22 protein-coding genes are annotated in these 25,331 nt (G+C 57.4%); all 22 read right to left on the reverse strand.

Going from position 1 to position 25,331, the window contains the following annotated elements:
* Positions 1 to 31: 31 nt before the first annotated feature.
* On the reverse strand, positions 32 to 1,159 hold the full coding sequence (rpsB, locus tag AB6B39_RS10240) for a 30S ribosomal protein S2 (RefSeq protein WP_348520147.1): 1,128 nt from the start codon (positions 1,157 to 1,159) through the stop codon (positions 32 to 34).
* Between the two features lie 192 nt (positions 1,160 to 1,351).
* Entirely contained in the window at positions 1,352 to 4,807 is a 3,456-nt protein-coding gene (dnaE, locus tag AB6B39_RS10245; RefSeq protein ID WP_284370716.1) for a DNA polymerase III subunit alpha, read from the reverse strand.
* A 268-nt stretch (positions 4,808 to 5,075) separates the two neighbouring features.
* The gene (locus AB6B39_RS10250) at positions 5,076 to 5,777 is read right to left on the reverse strand and encodes an ABC transporter ATP-binding protein (RefSeq protein WP_284370714.1); all 702 of its coding nucleotides are present in this window, start codon (positions 5,775 to 5,777) and stop codon (positions 5,076 to 5,078) included.
* Positions 5,770 to 7,059, reverse strand: a complete 1,290-nt coding sequence (locus tag AB6B39_RS10255; protein WP_284370712.1) for an ABC transporter permease — start codon at positions 7,057 to 7,059, stop codon at positions 5,770 to 5,772. Before AB6B39_RS10255 ends, AB6B39_RS10250 begins: the two co-directional genes overlap by 8 nt.
* A gap of 131 nt (positions 7,060 to 7,190) precedes the next feature.
* Complete coding sequence (locus tag AB6B39_RS10260; protein WP_284370710.1) at positions 7,191 to 7,466, reverse strand: DUF1467 family protein; 276 nt, start codon at positions 7,464 to 7,466, stop codon at positions 7,191 to 7,193.
* Positions 7,467 to 7,522: 56 nt separating this feature from the next.
* Complete coding sequence (gene mce / locus AB6B39_RS10265) at positions 7,523 to 7,939, reverse strand: methylmalonyl-CoA epimerase (RefSeq protein WP_284370708.1); 417 nt, start codon at positions 7,937 to 7,939, stop codon at positions 7,523 to 7,525.
* Position 7,940: 1 nt separating this feature from the next.
* Entirely contained in the window at positions 7,941 to 9,632 is a 1,692-nt protein-coding gene (locus AB6B39_RS10270) for a ribonuclease J (RefSeq protein WP_371398556.1), read from the reverse strand.
* Complete coding sequence (locus AB6B39_RS10275; protein ID WP_348520165.1) at positions 9,619 to 10,404, reverse strand: type III pantothenate kinase; 786 nt, start codon at positions 10,402 to 10,404, stop codon at positions 9,619 to 9,621. Before AB6B39_RS10275 ends, AB6B39_RS10270 begins: the two co-directional genes overlap by 14 nt.
* On the reverse strand, positions 10,405 to 11,124 hold the full coding sequence (locus AB6B39_RS10280; protein ID WP_371398557.1) for a biotin--[acetyl-CoA-carboxylase] ligase: 720 nt from the start codon (positions 11,122 to 11,124) through the stop codon (positions 10,405 to 10,407).
* Between the two features lie 4 nt (positions 11,125 to 11,128).
* Complete coding sequence (gene nuoN / locus AB6B39_RS10285; RefSeq protein WP_284370699.1) at positions 11,129 to 12,565, reverse strand: NADH-quinone oxidoreductase subunit NuoN; 1,437 nt, start codon at positions 12,563 to 12,565, stop codon at positions 11,129 to 11,131.
* A gap of 1 nt (position 12,566) precedes the next feature.
* Positions 12,567 to 14,108, reverse strand: a complete 1,542-nt coding sequence (locus tag AB6B39_RS10290; protein ID WP_284370697.1) for an NADH-quinone oxidoreductase subunit M — start codon at positions 14,106 to 14,108, stop codon at positions 12,567 to 12,569.
* A gap of 4 nt (positions 14,109 to 14,112) precedes the next feature.
* Positions 14,113 to 16,158: an NADH-quinone oxidoreductase subunit L gene (gene nuoL / locus AB6B39_RS10295; RefSeq protein WP_284370695.1), complete on the reverse strand. Its 2,046-nt coding sequence runs from the start codon at positions 16,156 to 16,158 to the stop codon at positions 14,113 to 14,115.
* A gap of 4 nt (positions 16,159 to 16,162) precedes the next feature.
* Positions 16,163 to 16,489, reverse strand: coding sequence for an NADH-quinone oxidoreductase subunit NuoK (nuoK, locus tag AB6B39_RS10300; RefSeq protein ID WP_284370693.1), 327 nt, complete (start codon positions 16,487 to 16,489; stop codon positions 16,163 to 16,165).
* Between the two features lie 24 nt (positions 16,490 to 16,513).
* Positions 16,514 to 17,113 carry an NADH-quinone oxidoreductase subunit J gene (locus AB6B39_RS10305; RefSeq protein ID WP_284370691.1) on the reverse strand — a complete coding sequence of 200 codons (600 nt, stop codon included), beginning with the start codon at positions 17,111 to 17,113 and terminating at the stop codon, positions 16,514 to 16,516.
* Between the two features lie 56 nt (positions 17,114 to 17,169).
* Positions 17,170 to 17,658, reverse strand: coding sequence for an NADH-quinone oxidoreductase subunit NuoI (gene nuoI, locus AB6B39_RS10310; protein WP_284370689.1), 489 nt, complete (start codon positions 17,656 to 17,658; stop codon positions 17,170 to 17,172).
* The gene (gene nuoH / locus AB6B39_RS10315) at positions 17,658 to 18,737 is read right to left on the reverse strand and encodes an NADH-quinone oxidoreductase subunit NuoH (protein WP_348520164.1); all 1,080 of its coding nucleotides are present in this window, start codon (positions 18,735 to 18,737) and stop codon (positions 17,658 to 17,660) included. Before nuoH ends, nuoI begins: the two co-directional genes overlap by 1 nt.
* Before the next feature lie 17 nt (positions 18,738 to 18,754).
* Positions 18,755 to 20,869: an NADH-quinone oxidoreductase subunit NuoG gene (gene nuoG, locus AB6B39_RS10320; protein ID WP_284370685.1), complete on the reverse strand. Its 2,115-nt coding sequence runs from the start codon at positions 20,867 to 20,869 to the stop codon at positions 18,755 to 18,757.
* A complete protein-coding gene (locus tag AB6B39_RS10325) occupies positions 20,862 to 21,098 on the reverse strand; it encodes a hypothetical protein (RefSeq protein ID WP_284370683.1) in 237 nt (78 codons plus the stop codon). Before AB6B39_RS10325 ends, nuoG begins: the two co-directional genes overlap by 8 nt.
* 26 nt (positions 21,099 to 21,124) lie before the next feature.
* Positions 21,125 to 22,432: an NADH-quinone oxidoreductase subunit NuoF gene (gene nuoF / locus AB6B39_RS10330; RefSeq protein ID WP_284370681.1), complete on the reverse strand. Its 1,308-nt coding sequence runs from the start codon at positions 22,430 to 22,432 to the stop codon at positions 21,125 to 21,127.
* Entirely contained in the window at positions 22,429 to 23,523 is a 1,095-nt protein-coding gene (nuoE, locus tag AB6B39_RS10335; protein ID WP_284370679.1) for an NADH-quinone oxidoreductase subunit NuoE, read from the reverse strand. Before nuoE ends, nuoF begins: the two co-directional genes overlap by 4 nt.
* Positions 23,520 to 24,719: an NADH-quinone oxidoreductase subunit D gene (locus AB6B39_RS10340; RefSeq protein ID WP_284370677.1), complete on the reverse strand. Its 1,200-nt coding sequence runs from the start codon at positions 24,717 to 24,719 to the stop codon at positions 23,520 to 23,522. The genes nuoE and AB6B39_RS10340 overlap by 4 nt, the downstream gene beginning before the upstream one ends.
* The gene (locus tag AB6B39_RS10345) at positions 24,719 to 25,327 is read right to left on the reverse strand and encodes an NADH-quinone oxidoreductase subunit C (RefSeq protein ID WP_284370675.1); all 609 of its coding nucleotides are present in this window, start codon (positions 25,325 to 25,327) and stop codon (positions 24,719 to 24,721) included. Before AB6B39_RS10345 ends, AB6B39_RS10340 begins: the two co-directional genes overlap by 1 nt.
* Between the last annotated feature and the right edge of the window lie 4 nt (positions 25,328 to 25,331).

Here is a 25,331-nt window from a genome sequence, read left to right on the forward strand (position 1 = left end):
GGGCGGCGCGTGGTCTTTTAAAGAGGGCGGCTTAGGTCGCCGCTTTCAGCGCATCCTGATCCGTCTTGGCGCGCGGGGCACCACCGGCCAGCATGTCTTTGGCCTGCTGACGGAAATCGCCGTCTTTCAGCTTGCCGTTCAGACCCAGCGCCTCGTCGATCTCGGCGACTTTCTCGTCCGAAAGATTGGCGAGGACTTCGAGCGAATTGATACCGGCACCTTCGAGCTTTTCCTTGTAGACCGGACCAATGCCGTCGATCAGGGCGATGTCTTCCAGTTTCGGAGCGACTTCAGCCATCTGTTCGGATGTTGCAGGCTTAGTCGTGAGCGGCTCGGCCGCCGGAGCTGGTGCAGCGTCTTCTGCGACAGAGGCAGCGTCTTCCGTAGCAGGAGCAGCTTCTTCCGGTGCAGCCATATCTATTGCGAGCTCTTCGGGGTTTTCGGCAGCGCCGAGGTCCATGCCGACGGACGCAGCGGCTTCGGTCATGCCGTCAAGCACAGCATCGGCCATCAATTCACAGTAAAGCTGGATGGCGCGGGCCGCGTCATCATTGCCTGGAATCGGAATATCAGCTTCGGCCGGGTTACAGTTCGTGTCCAGAATGGCGACGACAGGAATGCCCAGACGACGCGCTTCCTTGATGGCGATCGCTTCCTTGTTCGTGTCGATAACGAACATGATGTCGGGTTTTCCGCCCATATCCTTGATCCCGCCCAGTGTACGGTCCAGACGCTCGCGCTCACGGTCGAGATTGAGCATTTCCTTTTTCGTCAGACCCTGAACTTCTTCGCCCATGGCTTCGAGTTGTTTGAGACGGGCGATCGAATTGGACACGGTCTGCCAGTTGGTCAGCATGCCGCCGAGCCAACGATGGTTCACATAATACTGGGCGCAACGCTGTGCGGCCTGCGCAACGGGATCGGACGCAGCACGTTTCGTGCCGACAAAAAGAACGCGGCCACCCTTGGCGGCAATGTCGCGAACTTCCTTGAGCGCCTGATGCAGCAGCGGAACAGTCTGCGACAGATCGATGATGTGGATGTTGGAACGGGCACCGAAGATGTACGGAGCCATTTTCGGATCCCAGCGGTGAGTCTGGTGACCGAAGTGAACACCAGCTTCGAGGAGCTGACGCATAGAAAAATCGGGAAGAGCCATTGGATATCTCCTTCTTCCGGTTAGCCTGAATGCGGGGTTGAGGGAGCCAGAAAACAATCTGATCCCACCGGAACTGACATCTGCGCTATATGCACAGGGCCAAAACCCGCACGCGAATTGATGGCGCGCGCTATAACGGCGCGGACAGTGGATGCAAGCAGTTTATGCGGTTACGAACAAACCGTCAGACCGTTAGGCGGCAATCTCTTCAATCGTTTCAATCGCCCGATTGGCTTTGAGCGCCTTTCGAATACCCGGATCGATCGCCCAGCTGCCGCTGAGTTGCCACCGCGCCTCGCGTTCCGGGGTCAACGGCGCGGACAGCTCGATCACTCCGGATTGCAGATGCGGTGCATCCCGCAGCTTGCAAAGCATGGCTTCGAGTTCGTCCAGCGTCTCTGCGCGGGCGTCGCGCAAGCGGATCCGCAAGCCTCTAGGCGGAGCCGTCCCTGTCTCGGACCGATCGGAACCAGACAGTAAGGAGACAGACTGGGCAAAGAAGCGCACGTCGCCGCCCTCACCCTCGACCCGAACCTCGCAGATCACGGCGTTGCCTGCAGACATGGTATCACGTTTCGAAAAAAGCAGGTCTTCGCGGATGAAGAGTTCATATTCGCCTGTCGGGTCAGACAGACCCAGATAGGCGAAACGCTTGCCATGTTTGGAACTGCGTTCCTGGCGGCGCCTGACGATCCCGGCAACACGGAAATTCTTCTTGCCCTTGGCCACACACTCTTCGAGCTGGTTTGACAGAACGACTGAATGCGTATCATCGGAAAGATACTCATCCAGAGGGTGTCCGCCGAAATAGAAACCGACAGCCCCTAATTCATGCTCCAGGGCTTCGACAGTCGACCAGTCAGACTGTACGATCAGGTCCGGATCGGGCGTCGCGTCTTCGATACCCCCGAAGAGATTGACCTGAGCAGATTCACGCTCATGGGTCGCCAGCGCACCGATCTTCTGCAGAATTTCGGCGGATGCCAAGGCTGTCGCACGCGATACGCCAAGCCCGTCAAAGGCGCCTGACCGAGCGAGGTTTTCCATGGCCCGCTTATTGACGATCCGCATGTCGACACGCCGGGCAAAATCATAAATGTCCGTGAAGAGTCCGCCGCTCTCGCGAACCGAGACGACATGTTTCATCGCCTCAAGCCCGACATTCTTGAGGGCGCCGAGGGCATAGAGGACCTTCCCGTCCTTGACGTCGAAGTCAGCCATGGAGCGGTTGACGCAAGGCGGCTGGACTTCGACCCCGATGCGCTTCGCTTCTTGGAAGAAGAAGGCCAGCTTTTCGGCAACACCGAGGTCAAGACTCATGATCGCGGCTAGAAAATGGGCCGGATACAGCGCTTTCAGATAGGCCGTCTGGAACGAAATCATCGCATAGGCCGCAGCGTGCGACTTGTTAAAACCGTAGCCTGCAAATTCATTGACGAGATCGAAGATGCCGGCGGCCTGGTCCCGATCGACACCGCGCGCAACGGCGCCGTCGATGAATTTATCGCGCTGGCGGTCCATTTCCGCCTGATCCTTCTTGCCCATGGCCCGTCGCAGAAGATCGGCATCACCCAGTGAAAAGCCGGACAGGATCTTGGCGATTTCCATCACCTGCTCCTGGTAGATGATGATACCGTATGTTTCCTCCAGCAACTCCTGGAGCTTCGGGTGCGGATAGCGGATATCCTGCCGCCCGAACTTGCGTTCGATGAAATCCGGAATGTTGCGCATGGGTCCGGGTCGGTAGAGGGAGATGATGGCGGTCAACTCTTCGATCGAATCCGGCGCCAGCTTGCGCAGCGCGTCCCGCATGCCGGAACTTTCCAGTTGGAATACACCCGCCGTAAGCCCGTCGGCCAGCGGCTTGTACGGTTCCGGCACAGATGTATCGACGGAGGCCAGGTCGACCTCTATACCGTCCTTGCGCAGCAGTCCAAGACAGCGATCGATCACTGTGAGCGTTTTCAAGCCAAGGAAATCGAATTTCACGAGGCCGGCCTTTTCCGCCCACTTCATTGTAAACTGTGTCGCTGGCACTTCGGACCTCGGATCGCGATAAAGCGGCACAAGTTCGGTCAGTGGCCGGTCGCCAATGACGACCCCCGCCGCATGGGTCGACGCATTGCGGTAGAGCCCCTCCAGCGATAACGCCGTGTCCAGAAGGCGACGCACGGTCGGATCGGACCGCCTAGCGTCCTGTAATGCCGATTCCATATTGATTGCCTGCTGCAACGTGACGGGACTGGCAGGATTGTTCGGGACAAGCTTGGCCAGCCTGTCGACTTGGCCGAGTGGCATCTGCATGACTCGACCGACATCGCGCACCACCGCCCGTGCTTGCAATGTTCCGAAGGTGATGATCTGCGCGACTTGGCCATCGCCATATTTGTGGCGAACATAATCGATCACCTCACCACGCCGTTCCTGACAGAAATCAATATCGAAATCGGGCATGGAAACACGTTCGGGATTGAGGAAGCGCTCAAACAGCAGACCGAAGCGAAGCGGATCCAGATCCGTAATCGTCAAGGCCCAGGCGACGACAGAGCCCGCACCGGACCCGCGACCTGGGCCGACGGGAATATTCTGGGCCTTGGCCCATTTGATGAAGTCCGAGACGATCAGGAAATATCCTGGAAAGCCCATCTCCCGAATGACGTTGAGTTCGAATTCGAGCCGTTCGAAATAGACCTCACGCGGTTCAGCCAGCGGCACTGACTCAAGCCTGGCTTCAAGGCCTGCATGCGCTTCGACCGACAGAATGTCGTCCTCGGACTGGCTGCCGTCGCCAAAATGCGGCAGGATCGGCTTACGCTTCGGGGCGCGAAACGCGCAACGCTGGGCGATGGCAAGCGTGTTAGCGAGCGCTTCGGGCAGATCCGAGAACAGCGCCAGCATTTCTTCGGACGACTTCAGATAGTGCCGGGTTGTCAGCTTGCGGCGATCCTGCTCCAAGACATATGACCCCTCGCTCATCGCGAGCAAGGTATCGTGCGCGTCATACATTTCCGGACCCAGGAAATAGGGATCGTTCGTCGCGACAAGCGGTAAATCCATCGCATAGGCAAGGTCGATCAACTCGGGCTCAATGCGTGACTGCTCCGGCAGGCCGTGTCGTTGCAGTTCGACATAGAGTGCGTTCGGAAACTGTGCCGCCAAGATGGAGAGCCAGCGTCTGGCTTCATCAGGGCGTCCCTGGATCAGAAGACGGTCGAGCGCTCCGTCCGTCCCTCCCGTCAGAGCGATGACGCCCTCCGTCCGTCCTGTCAGGCGGCTGGCCTTGATGTGAGGCACCTCCATTCCGTCAACATCCAGAAACGCTTCGGATGAGAGCGCCATGAGGTTTTCATAGCCAGTTTCGTTCTGGGCAAGCAGAACGAGGGACCCATCAGGGTCTTTGTGCAACTGTCCGGGCTGTCTTTCCCCCTCGAGATCCATGGACAGGGTCACACCGATAATCGGTTGAATTCCCGCGCCGACCATGACCTCTGAAAATTCGAGTGCGCCGCAAAGATTGTTCGTATCGGTAATCGCGATTGCGGGCTGTCGATAGCTGTTAAGACGATCCGCCGTCTCTTTCATCTTCAGCGCGCCTTCCAGCAAGGAATAGGGCGAGCGCATCCTCAGATGAACGAAGTCGCGGATCATAGGGTTCAGCCTCCGATTACCATTATCCAGACCGACATCATGGTCACAAATGCTGCGAGAACGATAGCGGCCCCAAGGTCGTGCGCGAACTGTTTCATCATGGTTATCCCCTTACTTATTCAGGTGCTGCCACTTTGTTCTGTTCTTATTTTGTTCCGCAGTCAAGTGAGCGGGATTGGTTTCCCCCATCGCGCCGCACGCAATGTGGATATTAAGGATGATCGTAAGTATACTGCAGAGATACGTTAGAGCGTCAGAAACAGACTGTTCAATAGGACGGAAGAGTAGGAACGTATGAGACGATCAAGCCTTCGCGCACGGTCAGCAGACGGTCCATATAGGAGGCGAGTTCCATATTATGCGTGGCGACCAGCGCGGCCACGCCTTCCTGTCGCGTCAGGCGGTAAAGCTGATCGAATACGGTCGCGCTTGTCGCCGGATCAAGATTGCCCGTCGGCTCGTCAGCCAGCAGGACTTGCGGCTTGTTAGCGAGCGCGCGCGCAATCGCTACACGTTGTTGCTCCCCGCCCGACATCTGACTGGGACGATGCGTCAGGCGCTCGGCAAGCCCCATCTCGCCCAGCAGGCGGCGGGCTTCCGACTTGGCTTCGCGGGCGCCCTTCCCGGCCACCATCTGGGGGATCATGACATTCTCTTCCGCCGTGAACTCCTTCTGCAAGTGATGGAATTGATAAACCATGCCGATCCGGTCACGGCGGATGGCCGTCCGCTCATCATCCGGCAGGGCCAGACACTCGCGGCCATTGATGAAGACCTCGCCGTCATTCGGCTTTTCGAGCAAACCTGCCGCATGCAACATGGTCGACTTGCCGGACCCGGAAGGACCGATCAGCCCAACCATCTCGCCCGGAAAAATATCGACATCGGCTCCGGCTAGGACTTTCAGCAGCCCCGCACCGGATTTGTAGGAACGATGTAGCCCGCGAACGGATAGAACAGGTCTAGTCATAGCGCAGGGCCTCGACAGGATCGATCTTGGAAGCCTGCCAAGCCGGCCAGAACACGGCGAGCGCCGAAATCAGGAACCCCCAGAGTGCGACCGAGGCGACTTCCGACCAGACAATCTTGACCGGAATACGGTCCGTCAGCTGGTAAACGTCCTGCGGGAAGAGTTGAACGCCCATAATACTCTCGATGAAGCGCTGGATCGGGTAGAGGTTCAGACAGAACATCACGCCGACCACAAGGCCGACCAGCGTTCCGAGAATGCCGACTGTCGCTCCGCTCATGAGGAAGATGCGCAGAATTCCGCTGCGTGTCGTCCCGATAGTGCGCAGGATCGCAATATCGCGCGATTTGTTCTTCACCAGCATGATCATGGAAGCCAGAACGGGGAAAGCTGCGATAACGACCACGATCATGAAGATCAAGCGCATGGCGATCTGTTCGACGCGGAGGGCGCTGGCAGTCGACTGATTGCGGTCTTTCCAGGTCGATTGGTAGATCGGCTGCCCGGCAGCTTCGAAAATCGTGTCACGCAGGGTCTCGATCTCGTCTGGATCCTCAAGACGAAGTTGAACGTCACCAGCCGCCTGCCCGCCTTCAAAAAGCAGCGTGGCTTCGTCGAGATCCATATAGATGTAGGTCTGATTAGTGATGAACAGGCCGACATCGAAGATCGCGCCTATCGTGTAGGTCTTCCGGATCGGCACAGCACCGGATACAGTCTGTCGCGTTCGCGGGGAATAGACGAGCAGCGGATCGCCGACCTGAAGGCCTAGCCCCTGCGCCATGGCAGACCCAATCGCTATGGCCTGCTCAGACCCGTCGCCCATCCCAAGCGAACGCAAGTCGCCCTGGATCACTCCGCTGGCAATCAGTTCGAACGCCATCAGATCGTCAGGCGCGATCCCGATAACCTGCGCGAGTGCAAACTGACCATTGGCCTGAACGCCTGTATAATGCTGCGTAAACTGAAACGCATTTTCCACACCGGGCACCATCTGCATTCTGGCTTCCAGATCCGCGACTTGTTCACGCGTCGGACTGGCTTGGGCCGTCGCGACATAGACATGGCCTTCGCTCCCGATCGTCAGGCGGATCATGTCGGACCGGAACCCGTTCATGATCGACATGATGGTGATCATCGCGGCAATTGCGAGCATGATGCAAGTAAAGCTGATGACGGCAATGAAACCGACGCCCCCCTGACTTTTCTTAGCCCGCAAATATCGCATGGATATCTTACGTTCGACGGCACCGAATGCCGCATTTTGTTGCGTGCTAGACATGGCGTTTCCACGGATTATTGCGCTTTGACGCAATCACGGAGGGTCGAACCACCATCATATCAGCCATGCATTTCATTATGCGCGCTTAGCGGCGTGATCAGCTTGCCGCAAGCGAGCGCTTGCAGCGTTGATTACCCCGCATTCTCGCCCCGCATCCATGATCCCAGACGTTCCCATGTCAGCCAGCCACTATTCACGACCAGGACGACAAGAACGAAAAAGATCAAGGCCAGACCGGTGGCCCAGATCACCTTCCGGACCATATCCGGGCGCGTTGGCGCCCCGGGCTCCGTACCCGGTTCGATGGCGTTCTCCTCCGCCTGCCCGCGTATCCCGATCGGCAGCACGATAAAGAGCGAGAGCCACCACAAGATCATGAAGGTCGCCAAGCCGGTGAACCAGTTCATGTGATATCCTTCACTTTCCTGCAGCTTTTCGACAATGTTGCTGGTCTCGGAATGGCTTAGTGCCCAGCTTTAGCTGTTTCCATCAGTTCGATCAGGACCCCGCCGCTATCACCCGGATGCAGGAAAATGACGAGCGTACCATGGGCACCAATACGAGGTTCATTGAGGACCCGCATGCCGCGATCCTCCATCAGCGCCTTCGCGACATGAATATCGGCGACCTCGAAACAGACATGATGCTGTCCGCCCCTCGGGTTGCGCTCCAGAAATTTCAGGATCGGTGAACTCTCGCCATATGGTTCGATCAGCTCGATCTGACCGCTGGGAAGATTGACGAAAGCGAAACTGACACCTTGTGGCGGAAGCGGTTCTGGTTCCGTGATATCCGTCGCGCCGAGGATGTCGCGATAAAAAGCTATCGCCTCGCGGATGTCCGGAACGGCGACACCGACATGGTTAAGAGGTCCGATCATGTCATGCCGCCTTTCTGACGATATGGGCGTGAATGTCGACAACGGCCCGCTTGCCGGTTCTGTCCCGGACGATACGTTTCACACGCCCACGAAGTTTGTCCTCGATAGCGTCCTCGTCCTTGCGCGCTTTTGATGGCAGCTCGTTAAAAGCATCATCTGCTGCATCAATCACCGCATCGATCAATTCATCCATGATCATACCGTTCTCGCCCTCCGGGAAACCGGTGATCCGAGGCTCCGGGCCGCTGATCATCTTGCCTTTCTCATTGACGACAAGGCTCACGCCGACATGCCCCGCATAGGCCATCTTTCGGCGCAGACGAAGACCGTCATCCGACGCAGAAACGATCTCACCGCCATCTTCGAACAGGCGTCCGCTCGGAACAATGTCGATCACCTCAGGCCCTTTCGGCGCGAGTTTGACCATTTCACCGTTACGACCGGGTTGTGCCTTGGATACGCCGACAGACTTGGCAAAGCGCGCATGCTCTAGAAGATGTCGGCGCTCACCATGCACGGGAATGGCTGTCTCGGGTTGCACCCATTCATACATGCGCGCCAGTTCGTCCCGGTTCGGGTGGCCGGACACATGTATCGGACGGTCCTTTTCAGTGACGATTTCCACGCCATCGTCGGCCAGCGCGTTTTGCAGCGCGAAAATGCCCAGTTCATTGCCCGGAATGATCTTGGAACTGAAGATCACGACATCGCCGCGCTTGAACTTGACCGTCCGGTGGTTGCCTTCGGCAATCCGGGACAGAGCCGCGCGCGGTTCGCCCTGACTGCCCGTACAGAGATAAAGGACGTGACCCGCTGGCATGGCAACCGCTTCGTCCTCACTCAGCAAATGTCCGACATCCGAGAGCATGCCGACTGATTTCGCAGCCGCAGTCATCCGCTTCATCGACCGCCCGATCAGACAGACGGATCGGTTGTTCGCACGCGCCGCATACATCACGGATTGAAGCCGTGCCACGTTCGACGCAAAGGTCGCGACCGCTACACCACGTCCCTCATATTCACCGATCAATCGTGTGAGTTCTTCGCGAACGCCCTCCTCGGACCCGCTCTCACCCGGCGAAAATACGTTCGTACTGTCGCAAATCATGGCGAGCACGCCCTCATCGCTCAGCGCTTTCAATGCGGCTTCATCCACGCCGTCGCCGATTTGCGGGTTCGGATCGATCTTCCAGTCGCCCGTATGCAAAACTGTGCCGAGATCGGTCCGGATCACCAGGGCATTCGGCTCCGGAATGGAGTGGGTCAGTGTGATGAGCTCGAAATGGAAAGGTCCAAGATCAAATTGTCCCTTCAGGGGAATTTCGATCAGTTCGACTTCATCCAGCAGACCGGCTTCGGCCAGGCGGTCCTTAACCAGCCACATGGTGAAGGGCGTCGCATAGACCGGACAACGCAGACGGGGCCATAGTCGGGCCAAGGCACCCATATGATCCTCATGCGCATGCGTCAGGACAATACCGAGCAGATTGTGACGATGGGCCTCGATAAAGGCCGTGTCGGGCATGATGATGTCCACGCCGGGCGTCGAGGCATTGCCGAAGGTCACTCCGATATCGACAATGACCCATTTGCGATGATCCTGACGGCCATGGCCGAACAGATTAAGATTCATGCCGATTTCGCCCGATCCGCCTAACGGCAGGAAGACAAAGTCTGTATCAGTTTTGGCCATTCGGTCCGTTCAGTTTCCAGATTTCGAGGAGTCCCCTGATCGTCAGATCCGGGTCATAATGCTCAATTGTTTCACTGGCTCCGTCGAACAGGCTTGCCACGCCGCCTGTCCCTACAACCGTGAACGGACGCCCATCCTCTTCAATGATCCGCCTGACAAGGCCGTCGATCAGTCCGATATAGCCCCAGAAGACTCCGGACTGCATGGCGGAGACCGTATCCGTGCCGATGATAGCCGCAGGTCGCTTGATTTCGATCCGCGGAAGCTGTGCGGCGGCCTCATGCAGGGCACGCATGGACAGATTGATGCCAGGAGCAATGATGCCGCCTTCAAAGTGCCGATCGGCGGACACGATGTCGAAGGTCGTCGCCGTACCGCTGTCGATCAGGATCAGTGGTCCATCATAGACCACCGCCGCCCCTAACGCGTTGACGAGGCGGTCAGCGCCGACCTGTTCCGGATTATCCAGACGCACTTTCACGCCGAGATCAACGCCGACTTCGCCGACTATGACCGGTTCGACACCCATATGGCGACGCGCAAGGTTGCGAAGATTGAACAGAGATTGGGGCACCACAGTGGAAATCACGCAGTCGCCAATATCGGCGAAGCGCAAACCGGCCATGTCCATAAGCTGGTAGAACCAAACCGCATATTCATCCGCCGTCCGGGCGGAGTCCGTCGCAATACGCCACTGCCCCGCCCAGCCATTCTGATTATAGATGGCGAAGAGCGTGTTGGTGTTTCCGCTATCGATGACCAGCAGCATAATTTACCCGAATGCGACATCGCCCGCATGGACGCGCGTCTGTGTGCCATTGTCGAGGGTTAGACACAATGCACCATCCGGGGCCAGGTTCTCGAATATGCCCGACATGCCGTTGACCGTGACTCGTCGACCCAGATGATGCGCACGTGCCAGCCAGTCTGTTCTGATCGGATCGAAACCTCTCAGCCTTAACCGTTCGATCTGATCCATCACCTGAGCTGAGAGGACAGCCAGAACAAACTCTGCGCCCGTATAGAGCGGTTGAGGCTCTGCGAGGTCCATTGGGGACATTCCAGCGACCAAATGGGTCGCTGCGTAAGGCAGGTCGTCCGGGTGGGACACCAGATTAATACCGATGCCAATCAGAAGCGCTTCGGCTTCTCGCTCGACCAGCAGACCGCTAACCTTGGCGCCCCCGAGCAGGACATCATTCGGCCATTTCAGCGTAACCGGCTGCACCGGACGGTAAACGTCCAGTGTACTCGCGATTGCCAGAGACGCCGCAAACCCATGCAGCGCCGACTGGGCCGGTGGCAAATCATTCGGCAGGAGCAGTGTCGCATACAGATTGCCAACAGCACTGACCCATTGCCGATCCCGGCGGCCCCGCCCTGCAGTCTGCTGCGCTGCACGCACCCAGAGCGGGCCTCGTTCACCCGCCTGATAGAGCGCACGGGCTTCGTCCTGGGTCGATCCAACCCTGTCGCGATGAATGAACTGCAAGCGGCTAGAACAAGGCTGCAGCAGCGCTGTCGAGAAGGCCCTGAGCCGGGATGGTCAGGAAGGGCAGCAGGAACAGCAGAAGAATGACAAGAGCCGATCCTGTCGAAACGAAACGCAGGCTGGCGGGGGCATCGACAAATTCCTGAGCGGGGTCATCGAACCAGATCGTCTTTATGATACGCAGATAGTAGAAAGCACCGATAACGGAGGCTAGCAGAGCCGCGACAACGAGCCACCACAGACCTGCATCGACAGCGGGCCAGAACGCAAACAGTTTACCCCAGAAGCCAAGCAAGGGCGGTATACCCATCAGCGAGAAGAAAAAGGCTGTCAGAACCAGCGCCATTGGCCGGTTCGTCTCCGCCAGACCCGACAGGTCGGAAATCTGTTCGACCATGCCGTTCCGGATCCGCATTTGCAGGATGGTTGCAAACACACCCACCGATGTAATGACGTAAATCGTCATGAAGATCAGCATGCCTTTCAGCCCGAACACGGTTCCTGCTGCCAGTGGAACGAGCGCGTAACCCATATTCGCGATTGAAGAATAGGCCATTAGACGCTTGATATTCGTCTGCATCAGCGCGCCGATCGCGCCCACAAACATGGAGAAGATGGCCAAGGCGGCAATCACTTGCTGCCATTGCATGAATGCATCCTCCAGAGGGCCGAATAGCAGGCGGGCGATCAGAGCCATGGCCGCAAATTTGGGAGCCGAGGCAAAGAAGCCCGTGACCGGCGTCGGTGCGCCTTCATACACGTCCGGCGTCCACATGTGGAACGGGGCCGCAGATATCTTGAATGCCAGACCACACATCATAAAGACCATACCGCCGACAATGCCGGGGTTCAGGCCGTCAGTTTCAATCGCCGCCGCAATTCCGGCAAAATCGAGGTGCCCTGTAAAGCCGTAGATCAGCGATGCACCGTAGAGCAGAAGGCCGGACGACAGAGCGCCAAGCACGAAATATTTCAGACCCGCTTCGGATGCACGCAGACTGTCACGGTTAAACGCGGCCATCACATAAAGCGACAGCGCCTGCATCTCCAGCCCGATGTAAAGAGCCAGCAGGTTATTGGCGCTGACCATGATCGACATACCTAGTACGGCGTAGATCATCAGCACGGAGAATTCGAACCGGTCCAGTCCCTCGGCTTTGAAATAAGGCCGCATGAAAACCAGAGCGACTGCCGCCGTTAGACCGATGATCAGTTTCGAATAATGCGAGAAATCGTCGACGATCAGCAAACCGTTGAAAGACAGACCCTCCGGACGCCCCAGGAGGAAACCAAGCAGAGCGAAGACGATCAGAACGATGATGGCGAACCAGCGCATGACATCGGCCTGTCGCTCATTCGCGACGAAGAGGCTGAGCAGGACGACGAAGAGAGTCTGGCCGGCGAGCAGAAGTTCCGGCGCCATAAGGGAGAGCGTTTCCATCTTAATTCCCTCCGGCCAGTTCAGGCACTGCCGTATCGGTCTGGAAGTCTGTGATGAGCTGTTCCACACTTGCTGCCGTCACATCGGTCACAAGCGCCGGGTAGACACCGAGAATGATTGTGAAGAGCGCCAGGATACCGAGAATGAACCACTCCCGTGCCGTCACATCCGTGATCACGTCGAGCTTCTCGTTCACCTGCTCGCCAAAGACCGTTTCGCGGTAGAGATGGAGTGCGTACATGGCAGACAGGATCATGCCGAGCGCAGCCCCTGCTGCCACCCACGGGTTAACCTGATACGCCCCGATCATGGTCAGGATTTCACCGACAAACCCGCTTGTTCCGGGCAGCCCGACATTGGCCATGGTGAACAGCAGGAAGAAGACGGCGAATATCGGCATGCGTTTTACCAGTCCGCCATAGAAGGCGATCTCGCGCGTATGCATCCGGTCATAGACGACACCGACACAGAAAAAGAGCGCGCCAGACACCAGACCATGGCTAATCATCTGGAAAATGCCGCCTTGAATACCCTGCAGATTGAAGGTGAAAATCCCCATCGTCACAAAGCCCATATGAGCCACGGAACTATAGGCGATCAGCTTTTTCATATCCGTCTGCCTGTAGGCCACGAGAGATGTATAGATGATCGCAATTACGGAGAGCGCGAAAATCAAAGGTGCGAATGTCAATGATGCATCCGGGAAATAGGGCAGAGAGAAGCGCAGGAAGCCATATCCGCCCAGTTTAAGCAGAATGCCCGCCAGAATGACCGAACCCGCCGTCGGAGCCTGAACATGCGCATCCGGCAACCAGGTGTGTACGGGCCACATGGGCATCTTTACTGCAAAGGATGCGAAGAAGGCCAGCCAGAGCCAGGTCTGGATATTCCCGGGAATGTCCAGATCCTTGAGATCGCGCATATCGGTCGTCGCCTGGCCGAATTGATCGGCCGACGCCCCGTAGAGCCATAGGATCGCAGCGAGCATCAGGACAGAGCCTAGCAGCGTATACAGAAAGAACTTGTAGGATGCGTAGACCCGGTTCGCCCCGCCCCAGACGCCGATGATAATGAACATCGGGATCAGAACTGCCTCGAAGAAGATGTAGAACAAGATCAGATCCAGCGCACAGAAGACACCGATCATCAGGCTTTCCAGCAATAGGAACGCGATCATGTAATCGACCTTGCGGGTCTTGATCGATGTCTCTGATGCCAGAATGCAGAGCGGCGTTAAGAACGCCGTGAGCACGATGAACAGCACGGAAATGCCGTCCACACCCATACGGAAGTCGATGCCGCCACCCAGCCAGGGAGCCTCGTCAACGAACTGAAATCCGGGATTGCTGGTATCGAAGTCAATTACAAGGACGATCGACAGGAGCAGAACGATCACGCTGACCAGAAGCGCCGTCCGCGGCGCATTGCGTTCAATCTGTTCCCGACCGTCATCGCTCGTCAGACGGGAAACCAGAGACAGGAACAGGGCGCCGATCAGCGGAATAATCACGAGCATCGGCAGAATAGGCAGGTTCGAAAACATGATCTTACCCTCCCAGACCGCGTAGGCCGATCAGGATCAGTATGGAGACACCGATCAGCATGACGAACGCATAGTGGAAAACTTTGCCGGACTGTATCCGGGACAGCCGACGCGAGACGCCCGCCGTGAAAGCGGCAACGCCATTGGGGCCGAACCGGTCGATGATACCGACGTCGATAACCTTCCAGAAGAAATCGCCGAGCGCACGGGCCCCACGAACGATGGTCGCGTCGTAAAGCTCGTCTATGTACCACTTATTCAACAGGAACCGGTAAAGTGGTGATCCTCCGGTTTCGCGAACTTCCGCGATACGGCGTTCCGTCCCACCATTGCGGTACATGAACACAGCGATCAGGAAGCCGATAAAGGTAGCCACAAGCGGAGCGAAATAGACCCAGGTCGGATATTTGTGATGGCCGCCACTATAATCTCCGGCGCTTTCATAGCCTTCGGCTGCCGCATAGAGATTGGTCGGCGCAAGCGCGTGATACGCGTCCCCGACAGGCAATGCGCCGTGCCAGAACCCATCGACGCCGTAGCGGAAACTCTCATAGAAGGCCGCCCCGGCAAAGAGCGCGCCGATCGACAGCACGATCAGCGGAATGCGCATCGTCCAGGGGCTCTCATGAGCGTGTTCGAGCGTATGATGATCGCCCCGGAATTTACCGTGGAAGGTCATGAAGATCAGGCGCCAGCTGTAGAAGCTGGTCATCAGAGCGGCGACCAGGCCCATCCAGAAAGCGAACACCGCCGTGTTATGGCCTCCAGCAGCGCCGATTTCATAGGCAGCTTCGATCACGAAGTCCTTCGAGAAGAAGCCCGCAAAGCCCCAGCCCAGCAGCGGTATACCGACCCCTGTCAGGGCCAGTGTTCCGATAATCATACCAGTATAGGTCCATGGCACTTTGCGCCAGATGCCACCCATTTTACGCATATCCTGCTCATGGTGCAGCGCATGAATGACGGAACCCGCTCCGAGGAACAGCAGCGCCTTGAAGAATGCATGGGTGAAGAGGTGGAACATCGCCGCATTGTAGGCGCCGACACCGGCAGCGAAGAACATGTAGCCAAGCTGCGAACAGGTCGAATAGGCGATGACCCGCTTGATGTCGTTCTGAACCAGACCGACAGTCGCCGCGAAGAAGGCCGTAAACGCGCCGATCGCCGTGATGAACCCAGCCGTGATGGGGGCGGCGTCATAGATCGGGAATGCGCGGCAGACGAGGAAAACACCCGCCGTTACCATGGTTGCAGCATGGATCAGGGCAGAAACCGGTGTCGGCCCTTCCATCGCGTCAGGTAGCCAGACATGCAGAATGAACTGCGCCGACTTGCCCATCGCCCCAATAAAAAGGAGCATCGCGATCAGTTCCATCGCGTTGAGGTTCATGCCCAGAAAATCGAGGCGACGATCGCTATTCTCCGCAATCGCAGCGAAGACCACGTCAAATTCGACAGAGCCGAAGACCAGGAAAATCGTCATCACACCCAGTGCCAGACCGACATCACCGACCCGGTTGGTCACGAAGGCCTTGATGGCGGCGGCATTGGCCGAAGGCTTTTTGTAGTAGTAACCGATCAGCAGATAGGAGGCGAGACCAACTCCTTCCCAGCCGAAGAAAAGCTGAATGAAATTGTCAGATGTCACCAGCATAAGCATGGCGAAGGTAAAGAGCGACAGATAGCAGAAGAAGCGCGGCTTGTAGTCGTCGTCCTCCATGTAACCGTAGCTATAGAGGTGAACGAGCGCAGAGACTGTCGTGATCACGATCAGCATGATCGCCGTAAGCGTGTCGATCTTCAGCGCCCAGTTCGCTTCCAGTCCGCCAATATCCAGCCAGCGCATCAATGTGATAACGGTGTCCGGCGCATCGCCGAAAGCGATCGCGAAAAAGGCGACCCATGACAGGATCGCCGACAGGAACAATAGTCCCGTCGTGACAGCCATGCTAAGCGTCTCAGACAGCCAACCCCGCCCGAAACGGGTTCCGGCCATGCCAGCGATGATGAAGCCGATCAGCGGCCCAAAGACTATGGTCTGATAAAGCAAGAGATCAGCCCTTCATCAGGTCGATATCTTCGACCTCGATACTGCCGCGGTTACGGAAGTAGACAACAAGAATGGCAAGGCCGACAGCGGCCTCGGCGGCGGCGACTGTAAGGATGAACAGCGCAAATATCTGTCCGTCAATAGGGTTCACACCGGGCATGTCTGGCATATGTGCTGAAAACGCCACGAAGTTGATATTCACGGCCAGCAGGATCAATTCCACGCACATCAGGATGACGATGACGTTCTTACGGTTCACGAAGATGCCGAACACACCGATCATGAACAGGATCGCCGCGACGATCAGATAATGAGACAGTCCGATTACCATCTTTTCCCCTCCCAGCCGCGCGGGCTAGCCCAGCCCTTGTCCGGGCTCGATATCGACAAGCTCGACGCCCTCTTCACGTGTGCGCGCCATTTGCGCATTCGCGTCTTGACGGCGCACGCCTTCACGGCTGCGAAGCGTCAGGACGATGGCCCCGATCATCGCAACGAGAAGAATAAATCCGGCGGCTTCGAAAGCGCCGGCATATTGTGTATAAAGAACCGCGCCAAAGGCTTCGAGATTGGTCATCTCCGCATCGGCTTTCACGATCGGACGTCCACCGTCCGTGAAGTAGGCGGCCCCGATGAAGATCATCTCAATGAAAACGATCCCGGCCACGATCCCGCCGATCGGCGCATAGCGCAGAAAACCGCTCTTCAGTTCGACGAAATCAACATCCAGCATCATCACGACAAACAGGAAAAGGACGGCGACAGCCCCGACATAGACCATCACAAGAAGCAAGGCTAGAAACTCCGCCCCCAGCAGAATGAAGAGGCCCGCCGCACTGAAAAACGTCAGAATGAGATACATGACCGAGTGCACGGGATTTTTCGACGCCACAACCATGGCGGCGGCTGCAATAGCGATCGTTGCAAGGATGTAAAATGCGATGGCCGCGATCACGACTGGCTCTCTTTTTTATCTATCTGCCGACGGGGTCGGCAGTGAATCGCGCCCCCTTAACGGTAGGGCGCATCCATGGCTAGGTTCTTGGCGATTTCGGTTTCCCATCTGTCCCCATTTGCGAGCAGCTTATCCTTGTCATAATAAAGCTCCTCCCGGGTTTCAGTGGCAAATTCATAGTTAGGCCCTTCGACAATGGCGTCGACCGGACAGGCTTCCTGACACAGACCGCAATAGATGCATTTGACCATGTCGATGTCGTAGCGGGTTGTCCGGCGCGATCCGTCGGGGCGGGGTTCGGCCTCGATGATGATCGCCTGAGCCGGGCAGATCGCTTCGCAGAGCTTGCAGGCGATGCAGCGCTCTTCGCCTGATGCGTAACGGCGCAGGGCATGTTCGCCCCGGAAACGCGGGCTTAGCGGCCCCTTCTCGAACGGATAGTTCACCGTGACTTTGGGCCGGAAGAAGTAGCGCATGGCCAGATTGAAGGCGCTGACAAACTCCAGCAGCAGCGCACCGCGAATGAATTGTTTGACGCGAGACATTATGAGGCCCCCGTAAGGACGACGACACCGGAAACGATCAGGACGGCGACAAGCGAGGTCGGCAGGAACACTTTCCAGCCGAGGCGCATGAGCTGGTCATAGCGGTAACGCGGGACGATCGCCTTCACCATAGCAAACAGGAAGAAGATGAAGGCCGTCTTGAGAACAAACCAGAAGACGGGCGGCAGGAACTGCACACCAATATCGATAGGCGCATGCCATCCGCCGAGGAATAAAATGACCATCATCGCCGAGAGCAGCATGATGTTTACATACTCGGCGAAGAAAAACATCAGAAACGGGGTCGAGGAATATTCAACCTGATAGCCAGCCACCAATTCGGATTCGGCTTCAGGAAGATCGAATGGAGGGCGGTTTGTTTCGGCCAGCGCGCTGATGAAGAAGAGCACACCCATATAAAACAGCACTGGCGTGAGAATGTAGTTGGCAAAGCCGAATTCGGTCGACGGGTTGAGGCGGAACATGTTCCAGTTCCAGATCCCGCCGGCTTGAGTATCGACGATCACACTCAGATTCATGGATCCGCTGATGAAAATGACCGTCAGGATGATGAATCCGATCGAGACTTCGTAGGACACCATCTGTGCGGCTGAGCGCAACGCGCCCATGAAGGGATATTTCGAGTTCGACGCCCAACCGCCAATCATGATGCCGTAAACACCGAGCGAGCTGATCGCGAGAACGTACAGCACGCCAATATTGATATCCGAAATCACCCAGCCTGGGGCAACGGGTATCACCGCCCAGGCCAGAAACGCCATTACCAGAGCGATCAGCGGCGCTAGAATGAATAGAAACTTGTCAGACCCCGCCGGAATCACGATTTCCTTGAAGAAGAATTTCAACGCATCCGCAAATGTCTGCAAAAGACCGAAGGCCCCGACGACGTTCGGCCCGCGTCGCATCTGCACAGCCGCCCAGATCTTGCGGTCGGCCAGAACCAGCGCCGCGACGAGCAGCGCCAGAACGATTACGAAACCCAGAACCTGCAGAAGCTTGAGTAACAGCCACAGCCCCCACTCCGGATCATCGCCAGCGACGCCGACGACCGTCTGCATGATCATCATCACGTCGGTCATTCCGCCGCCTCCGGATAGCGCGCATCGCCAGTGTCAGCCACCGCAGAGCATTCCGCCATGACGTTCGAAGCGCGGGCGATCGGGTTGGTCAGGTAAAAGTCGATAATCGGGCTCTTCAACGTGTCGGAAGACAGCTCGCCTGGTACGCCGAGGCCCGATGGGTCGAACCCTTCGCTTGCCACGGCACCGGGCGCATATCCCAACGACCCAAAGGTCGGATAGGCCGCGATCAGCATATCGCGCAGGGCGGAGAGGCTGTCGAAAGGAAGAACACGCTCGACGACACCGGACAGGGCGCGGATAATGGCCCAATCTTCCTTGGCAACCCCCTTGGGCGGCACGGCCCGCATGCCCATCTGCACGCGGCCTTCCATATTGACGTAAAGCCCATCTTTTTCCGTATAGGCACAGCCCGGCAGAATAATATCGGCCACATGTGCGCCCGCATCGCCGTGATGGCCCTGGTAGATAACAAATGTGTCTTCGAGGCCGGACATATCAATTTCGTCTGCACCCAGAAGATAGACTGTATCGAACTCACCCGCCCTCGCTACACTCAGCATCGCATCAGTCGAAAGACCGCCCTCGCCCGGCAGAAAACCCAGATCGAGCCCGCCAACGCGCGCAGCCGCCGAATGGAGTATGTTAAAACCATTCCAGTCATCGCGAACGACTTTGGAGCCCGTCATATAGTTGGCGATAGCGGACATCAAAGCCAGACCTGAATCGCCCACAAGTGCCCCAGCCCCGATGACGATCATCGGATTTTCTGCATTCTTGAAGATCTTCGCAAAGCCCGTCCGGGCGCGGCTGAACTTCGCCAAGTCTGCGGCACTGCTACCAACAGTTTCGTACTCATAGGTCAGATCGACAGTTTCGCCGATCATGCCGATTTCGAGCTCACCGGTCAGCCAGCGCTTGCGGATGCGCGCATTGATGATGGGCGCTTCCATGCGCGGGTTGGTTCCGATCAGCAGGATCGCATCTGCCTTCTCAATCCCAGCAATTGTCGTGTTGAACAGATAGCTTTCGCGGCCATCCGTCCCGATCAGACTGCCATCCTGACGGCAATCGAGATTCTGCACGCCCAGCGATCCCATCAGTTCCTTTAATGCGAACATGGATTCCGCATCGCACAGGTCGCCCGCAATCGCGCCGATCCGCGACGGATCGCCTTTGAGGCGTTCTGCCGCCAAGGCTAGCGCTTCATCCCAGTCCGCAGGCCGCAATTTGCCGTTCTCACGAATGAAAGGTCGGTCAAGACGCTGACGGGCCAGTCCGTCCCAGACAAAGCGGGTTTTGTCGGAAATCCACTCTTCATTCACATCGTCATTGACGACCGGCAGGATGCGCAGAACCGCATCACGGCGGCTATCGACGCGGATGTTTGATCCGACCGCATCCATGACATCGACGCTCTCGACTTTATCCAACTCCCAGGGCCGCGCATTGAACGCATAGGGCTTGGAGGTCAGCGCGCCGACGGGACAGAGATCGATCACATTGCCCGACAGTTCCGATGTCAGAGACTGTTCAAGATAGGTCGTAATTTCAGCGTCTTCACCACGATTGGCGAGACCGATTTCCTGCACGCCTGCGACTTCGGTCACGAACCGGACACAGCGCGTGCACTGGATGCAGCGGGTCATGATCGTATTGACCAATGGCCCCATATGCTTGTCATCGACAGCGCGCTTATTCTCCTCGAAGCGGGAGAAATCGCGGCCATAGGCCATGGCCTGATCTTGCAGATCGCACTCGCCGCCCTGGTCGCAGATCGGGCAATCAAGCGGGTGGTTGATCAGCAGAAATTCCATGACGCCTTCACGCGCCTTTTTCACCAGCGGGGAGTTCGTCTTGATGTGCGCGGGCGAGCCATCCCGGTTCGGACGCAAATCCTTGACCTGAAGCGCGCAGGAGGCTTGCGGCTTGGGCGCACCTTCCCATTCGACCAGACACATGCGGCAATTCCCGGCCACGGACAGGCGCTCATGATAGCAGAAGCGCGGAATCTCAGCCCCGCCATACTCCTCGCACGCCTGCATCAGCGTGTATTCGGCGGGCACCTCATGCTCGACACCGTCGATCTTTATTTTTCTAAGATCAGTCATGTTTAAATTCGCTTGCCGCTTCGCGGAAGCCCCCATCGACCAGACCCATTTGCGTTTTAATGCGACCGAGTCGGTCTTCATGTCTGTCCAGCCGCCGGTTCAGGCCCGCAACGGCACTATGCAGATAGCCAATCTGCTCTTCGATATTCGTGACGCGGACCTTAATGTCGCGCACGTCGGCTCTGACCTCGGAAAGGTCGGACCGGATCGCCCGAGGGTGTTCGAGCATCAAATTGTCCATCTCGGACGCCATCTCTACTCCGCAGCCTGAACAAAGACGGGTCGGTTCGCCCGGTATTGATCGATGCGGTCTTCGATTTCGTGGCGGAAATGGCGGATTAGACCCTGGATCGGCCAGGCCGCCGCATCACCCAGAGCGCAGATTGTGTGACCTTCGACCTGCTTGGTCACATCGAGCAGCATATCGATTTCGGCGGTTTCCGCCTCACCGCGAACCATCCGCTCCATGACACGCCACATCCAGCCTGTACCTTCACGGCACGGCGTACACTGACCGCAGCTCTCATGCTTGTAGAAATATGACAGACGGGCGATCGCTTTGATGACGTCCGTACTCTGATCCATCACAATGACGGCGGCTGTGCCTAGACCCGACTGATGCTCACGCAACGCGTCGAAATCCATCAGAACAGTATCGCAAATCTCTTTCGGCAAGAGCGGTACTGACGATCCGCCCGGGATGATCGCTTTCAGATTGTCCCAGCCGCCCCTCACGCCACCTGCATGGGTTTCAATCAGCGTTTTCAAAGGGATAGAAAGCGCTTCTTCAACATTACACGGCGTATTCACATGGCCGGATATGGAAAAGACCTTGGTCCCCTTATTGTTCTCGCGGCCAAAGCCGGCGAACCAGTCCGCGCCTTTGCGCAGAATAGTCGGCACGACGGCAATGGATTCCACATTGTTCACAGTCGTCGGGCAACCATAAAGACCTGAGTTGGCGGGGAATGGCGGCTTGAGGCGTGGCTGGCCTTTCTTGCCCTCCAGACTTTCAAGCAAAGCGGTTTCCTCACCGCAAATATAGGCTCCAGCGCCGTGATGGACATAGACATCGAAGTCCCAGCCGGAACCGCAAGCATTCTTTCCGATCAGACCCGCTTCATAGGCTTGGTCGACCGCGGCCTGCAGACGCATCCGTTCGAACGTATATTCGCCCCGCAGATAGATGTAGGCGGCGTGCGCCTGCATCGCGAAACTGGCAATCAGACAACCTTCGATCAGCAGATGCGGATCATGGCGCATCATCTCGCGGTCCTTGCAGGTTCCAGGCTCGGACTCGTCGGCGTTGACAACGAGATAATGCGGGCGTTCACCCACTTCCTTCGGCATGAAGGACCACTTCAGTCCCGTCGGAAAACCTGCCCCGCCCCGGCCGCGCAAGCCGGAGGCTTTGACCTGATCGATGATCCAGTCTTTACCCTGCGCCAGCATCGCCGCCGTCCCGAGCCAGGCACCGCGATGACGGGCGCCATTCAGCCCCCAGTCCTGCGTACCATACAAATTCTTGAAGATGCGATCTTCGTCTTTAAGAAGCTGGGTCATTTGGCAGCCTCCTTCGCCAGTCGCTTGGCCTGTTTGACCCAGTCGTCACGCTTGATGCGACCCGGGAACCGCGTCAGCACATCGGCTTCCAGCATCTTTATGTCCGCTACTTTCCACGCGCCAATCTGGCGGTAATAATAGATGCCCTTCTCATTGAGCTCACGTTCAAAAACCGGGCCGATCCCTTTGATTTTCTTCAGATCGTCCGGCGCACCGTCCGTCGCGCCTTCTGTATAGAGCACTTGCGGATCAGATCGTTCCGGGCGGCCCTTATAGGGATCTTCTTCGACAAGCCCCTTGGTCAGGTCGCGCCCGAGATTGCCGGACCGTTTCTTCGGATCCGGGCTCGCCTTGCGTTTGGGATCGACCCAGCCACCGCGTGTCGCACGTCGCTCTTTGGGGTCCCATTCGTAATGATTGACCTTCGCCTTCTTGTCGGCCTTGGGAAGCGTTTTTAGCGTCTGTGTCGCGCTGTACAGATCTTTCGAATTCAGCGTTTTCGGCCCGCCTTCCGGAGCCGAATTGATGCGGTCATTCTGCGGCCCGCGTGCCGGATCACGACCATCCGCAAAGGCGTCGAGGATCGCTTCCAGCGCTTCTGGCGTCAAATCCTCATAATAGGGGTCATCATCGACATCGGTCGAAACCTGCATCATCGGTGCATTGGCGCAGGCGCCCAGACATTCGACCTCGAGCCAGCTGAACTTGCCGTCCGCGCTCACCGTATTCTGTGGCCCGACACGCCGTTCCAACACCTCTTTCAGCGCTTCCGAGCCACGCAGCCAGCACGGCGTCGTTCCGCAGAGCTGGATGTGATAGTCTCCGACCGGCGAGAGATTGAACATGGTGTAGAAAGTCGCGACCTCATAGACGCGGATATAGGCCATGCCGAGCATGTCCCCGACGGCGCGCAGGATCATTTCCGGCAGCCAGCCACCGGCATCCTTCTGCGCGATCCAGAGCGCCGGGATCAGCGCAGATCGCTGCCGACCTTCGGGATACTTTTTTGTCCAAGTCAGAATACCCGCCTGTGCTTCGGGCGACAGGCTGACATCATCCGGCTGGCGAATGGCAAGACGACGCGCACTCATCGATCCACCTCCCCGAAGACGATGTCGAGCGAGCCAAGAATGGCGGAAACGTCAGCGAGCATGTGACCCTTGTTGAGATAGTCCATCGCCGCCAGATGGGCGAAACCCGGTGCGCGTATCTTGCAGCGATAGGGCTGATTGGTGCCATCCGAGACGAGATAGACGCCAAACTCGCCCTTTGGCGCCTCAACGGCAGCGTAAACTTCGCCTTCCGGCACCTTGAAGCCTTCCGTGTAGAGCTTGAAGTGATGGATCAACGCTTCCATCGATTGCTTCATCTCGGCACGGCGCGGCGGTACGAATTTGTTGTCCTGAGTCATGACAGGGCCTTCCGGCATCATGTCCAGAGCCTGCTGCATGATCTTCACCGACTCATACATCTCATCGACTCGGCAGAGATAGCGGTCATAACAATCCCCGTTCTTGCCGAGCGGGATTTTGAAATCGAGTTCGCTATAGACTTCGTAGGGCTGGTTCCGACGCAGATCCCACGGAATACCGGAGCCGCGCACCATTACACCTGTAAAGCCGTGATCGTAACAATCCTGCTTGGACACCACACCGATATCGACGTTGCGCTGTTTGAAGATACGGTTCTCCGTCAGCAGCGTTTCGATTTCCTGCAGCCTCTCCGGAAACTGTTCGCACCAGACCAGAAGGTCGTTGATCAGCGCAGGCGGCAGGTCCTGATGCACGCCGCCCGGACGGAAATAGTTGGAGTGCATGCGCGCGCCGCAGGCTCTTTCATAGAACACCATCAGCTTTTCGCGCTCTTCAAAGCCCCAGAGAGGCGGCGTCAGCGCGCCGACATCCATCGCCTGGGTCGTAATGTTGAGCAGATGCGACAGGATGCGACCGATTTCGGAATAGATGACGCGGATGAAGGACGCCCGACGCGGCACTTCGATCCCGGCAAGCCGCTCGATCGCCATGCAGAAGGCATGTTCCTGGTTCATCGGCGCGACGTAATCGAGCCGGTCGAAATAGGGTATGGCCTGCAAATAGGTCTTGTGCTCGATCAGCTTTTCCGTGCCGCGGTGCAGCAAGCCGATATGCGGATCGACCCGTTCGACGATCTCGCCTTCCAGCTCCAACACAAGGCGCAAAACGCCATGCGCAGCTGGATGCTGCGGACCGAAGTTGATCGTAAAACGACGATCCTGCTCGTCAGTGATGAGGGCTTCAGTCGTGGCCATTATTTCGCCGCCTCACTTTTCTCATCGCCGGGCAGGATATATTTCGCGCCTTCCCATGGGCTGAGGAAATCGAAGGAGCGGAATTCCTGTTGCAGGACGACGGGTTCGTAGACGACTTCCTTACGCTCTTCATCGTAGCGGACCTCGACAAAGCCTGTCAGCGGGAAGTCCTTGCGCAGCGGATAGCCCTCAAACCCGTAATCCGTCAGGATACGGCGCAGATCGGGATGCTGATCGAAAACGATACCGTACATGTCGAACGTCTCACGCTCATACCAGTCGGCATTGGGAAAGAGCGAAACGATGGACATCACCGGCGTATCTTCATCCGTCGTGCACTTCACCCGGATGCGCTTGTTATGCGCCATGCTGAGGAAGTGATAGACAATGTCGAACCGACGCGCGCGCGCTGGATAGTCGACACCGCAAAGGTCGATCAGCTGGTTGAACTTGCAGATCGGGTCATCGCGCAGAAAGCCGATAATTTTCAGAATGGCCGCCCGGCGCACCGTCAGAGTCAGTTCTCCGAAACCTTCGCTGACATCGCGCACATCATCGCCGTGGTGGGCTTGAATATGGTCGCGAATATCGGCCCAGGCCTCTGTCATGGCC

Source organism: Algimonas porphyrae, from assembly GCF_041429795.1.
Classification (GTDB): domain Bacteria; phylum Pseudomonadota; class Alphaproteobacteria; order Caulobacterales; family Maricaulaceae; genus Litorimonas; species Litorimonas porphyrae.

Coding starts and splice junctions, on each gene's coding strand:
- nuoI (WP_284370689.1), bottom strand. CDS start 17,658: ATGTCTCGCGTCAAACAATTCATTCGCGGTGCGCTGCTGCTGGAGTTT.
- AB6B39_RS10250 (WP_284370714.1), bottom strand. CDS start 5,777: ATGACTAGACCTGTTCTATCCGTTCGCGGGCTACATCGTTCCTACAAA.
- nuoG (WP_284370685.1), bottom strand. CDS start 20,869: ATGACTGATCTTAGAAAAATAAAGATCGACGGTGTCGAGCATGAGGTG.
- AB6B39_RS10325 (WP_284370683.1), bottom strand. CDS start 21,098: ATGCTCGAACACCCTCGGGCGATCCGGTCCGACCTTTCCGAGGTCAGA.
- AB6B39_RS10345 (WP_284370675.1), bottom strand. CDS start 25,327: ATGACAGAGGCCTGGGCCGATATTCGCGACCATATTCAAGCCCACCAC.
- nuoF (WP_284370681.1), bottom strand. CDS start 22,432: ATGACCCAGCTTCTTAAAGACGAAGATCGCATCTTCAAGAATTTGTAT.
- nuoN (WP_284370699.1), bottom strand. CDS start 12,565: ATGGAAACGCTCTCCCTTATGGCGCCGGAACTTCTGCTCGCCGGCCAG.
- dnaE (WP_284370716.1), bottom strand. CDS start 4,807: ATGATCCGCGACTTCGTTCATCTGAGGATGCGCTCGCCCTATTCCTTG.
- mce (WP_284370708.1), bottom strand. CDS start 7,939: ATGATCGGACCTCTTAACCATGTCGGTGTCGCCGTTCCGGACATCCGC.
- rpsB (WP_348520147.1), bottom strand. CDS start 1,159: ATGGCTCTTCCCGATTTTTCTATGCGTCAGCTCCTCGAAGCTGGTGTT.
- nuoE (WP_284370679.1), bottom strand. CDS start 23,523: ATGAGTGCGCGTCGTCTTGCCATTCGCCAGCCGGATGATGTCAGCCTG.
- nuoK (WP_284370693.1), bottom strand. CDS start 16,489: ATGGTAATCGGACTGTCTCATTATCTGATCGTCGCGGCGATCCTGTTC.
- AB6B39_RS10340 (WP_284370677.1), bottom strand. CDS start 24,719: ATGGCCACGACTGAAGCCCTCATCACTGACGAGCAGGATCGTCGTTTT.
- AB6B39_RS10255 (WP_284370712.1), bottom strand. CDS start 7,059: ATGTCTAGCACGCAACAAAATGCGGCATTCGGTGCCGTCGAACGTAAG.
- AB6B39_RS10290 (WP_284370697.1), bottom strand. CDS start 14,108: ATGTTTTCGAACCTGCCTATTCTGCCGATGCTCGTGATTATTCCGCTG.
- AB6B39_RS10260 (WP_284370710.1), bottom strand. CDS start 7,466: ATGAACTGGTTCACCGGCTTGGCGACCTTCATGATCTTGTGGTGGCTC.
- AB6B39_RS10270 (WP_371398556.1), bottom strand. CDS start 9,632: ATGGCCAAAACTGATACAGACTTTGTCTTCCTGCCGTTAGGCGGATCG.
- nuoH (WP_348520164.1), bottom strand. CDS start 18,737: ATGCAGACGGTCGTCGGCGTCGCTGGCGATGATCCGGAGTGGGGGCTG.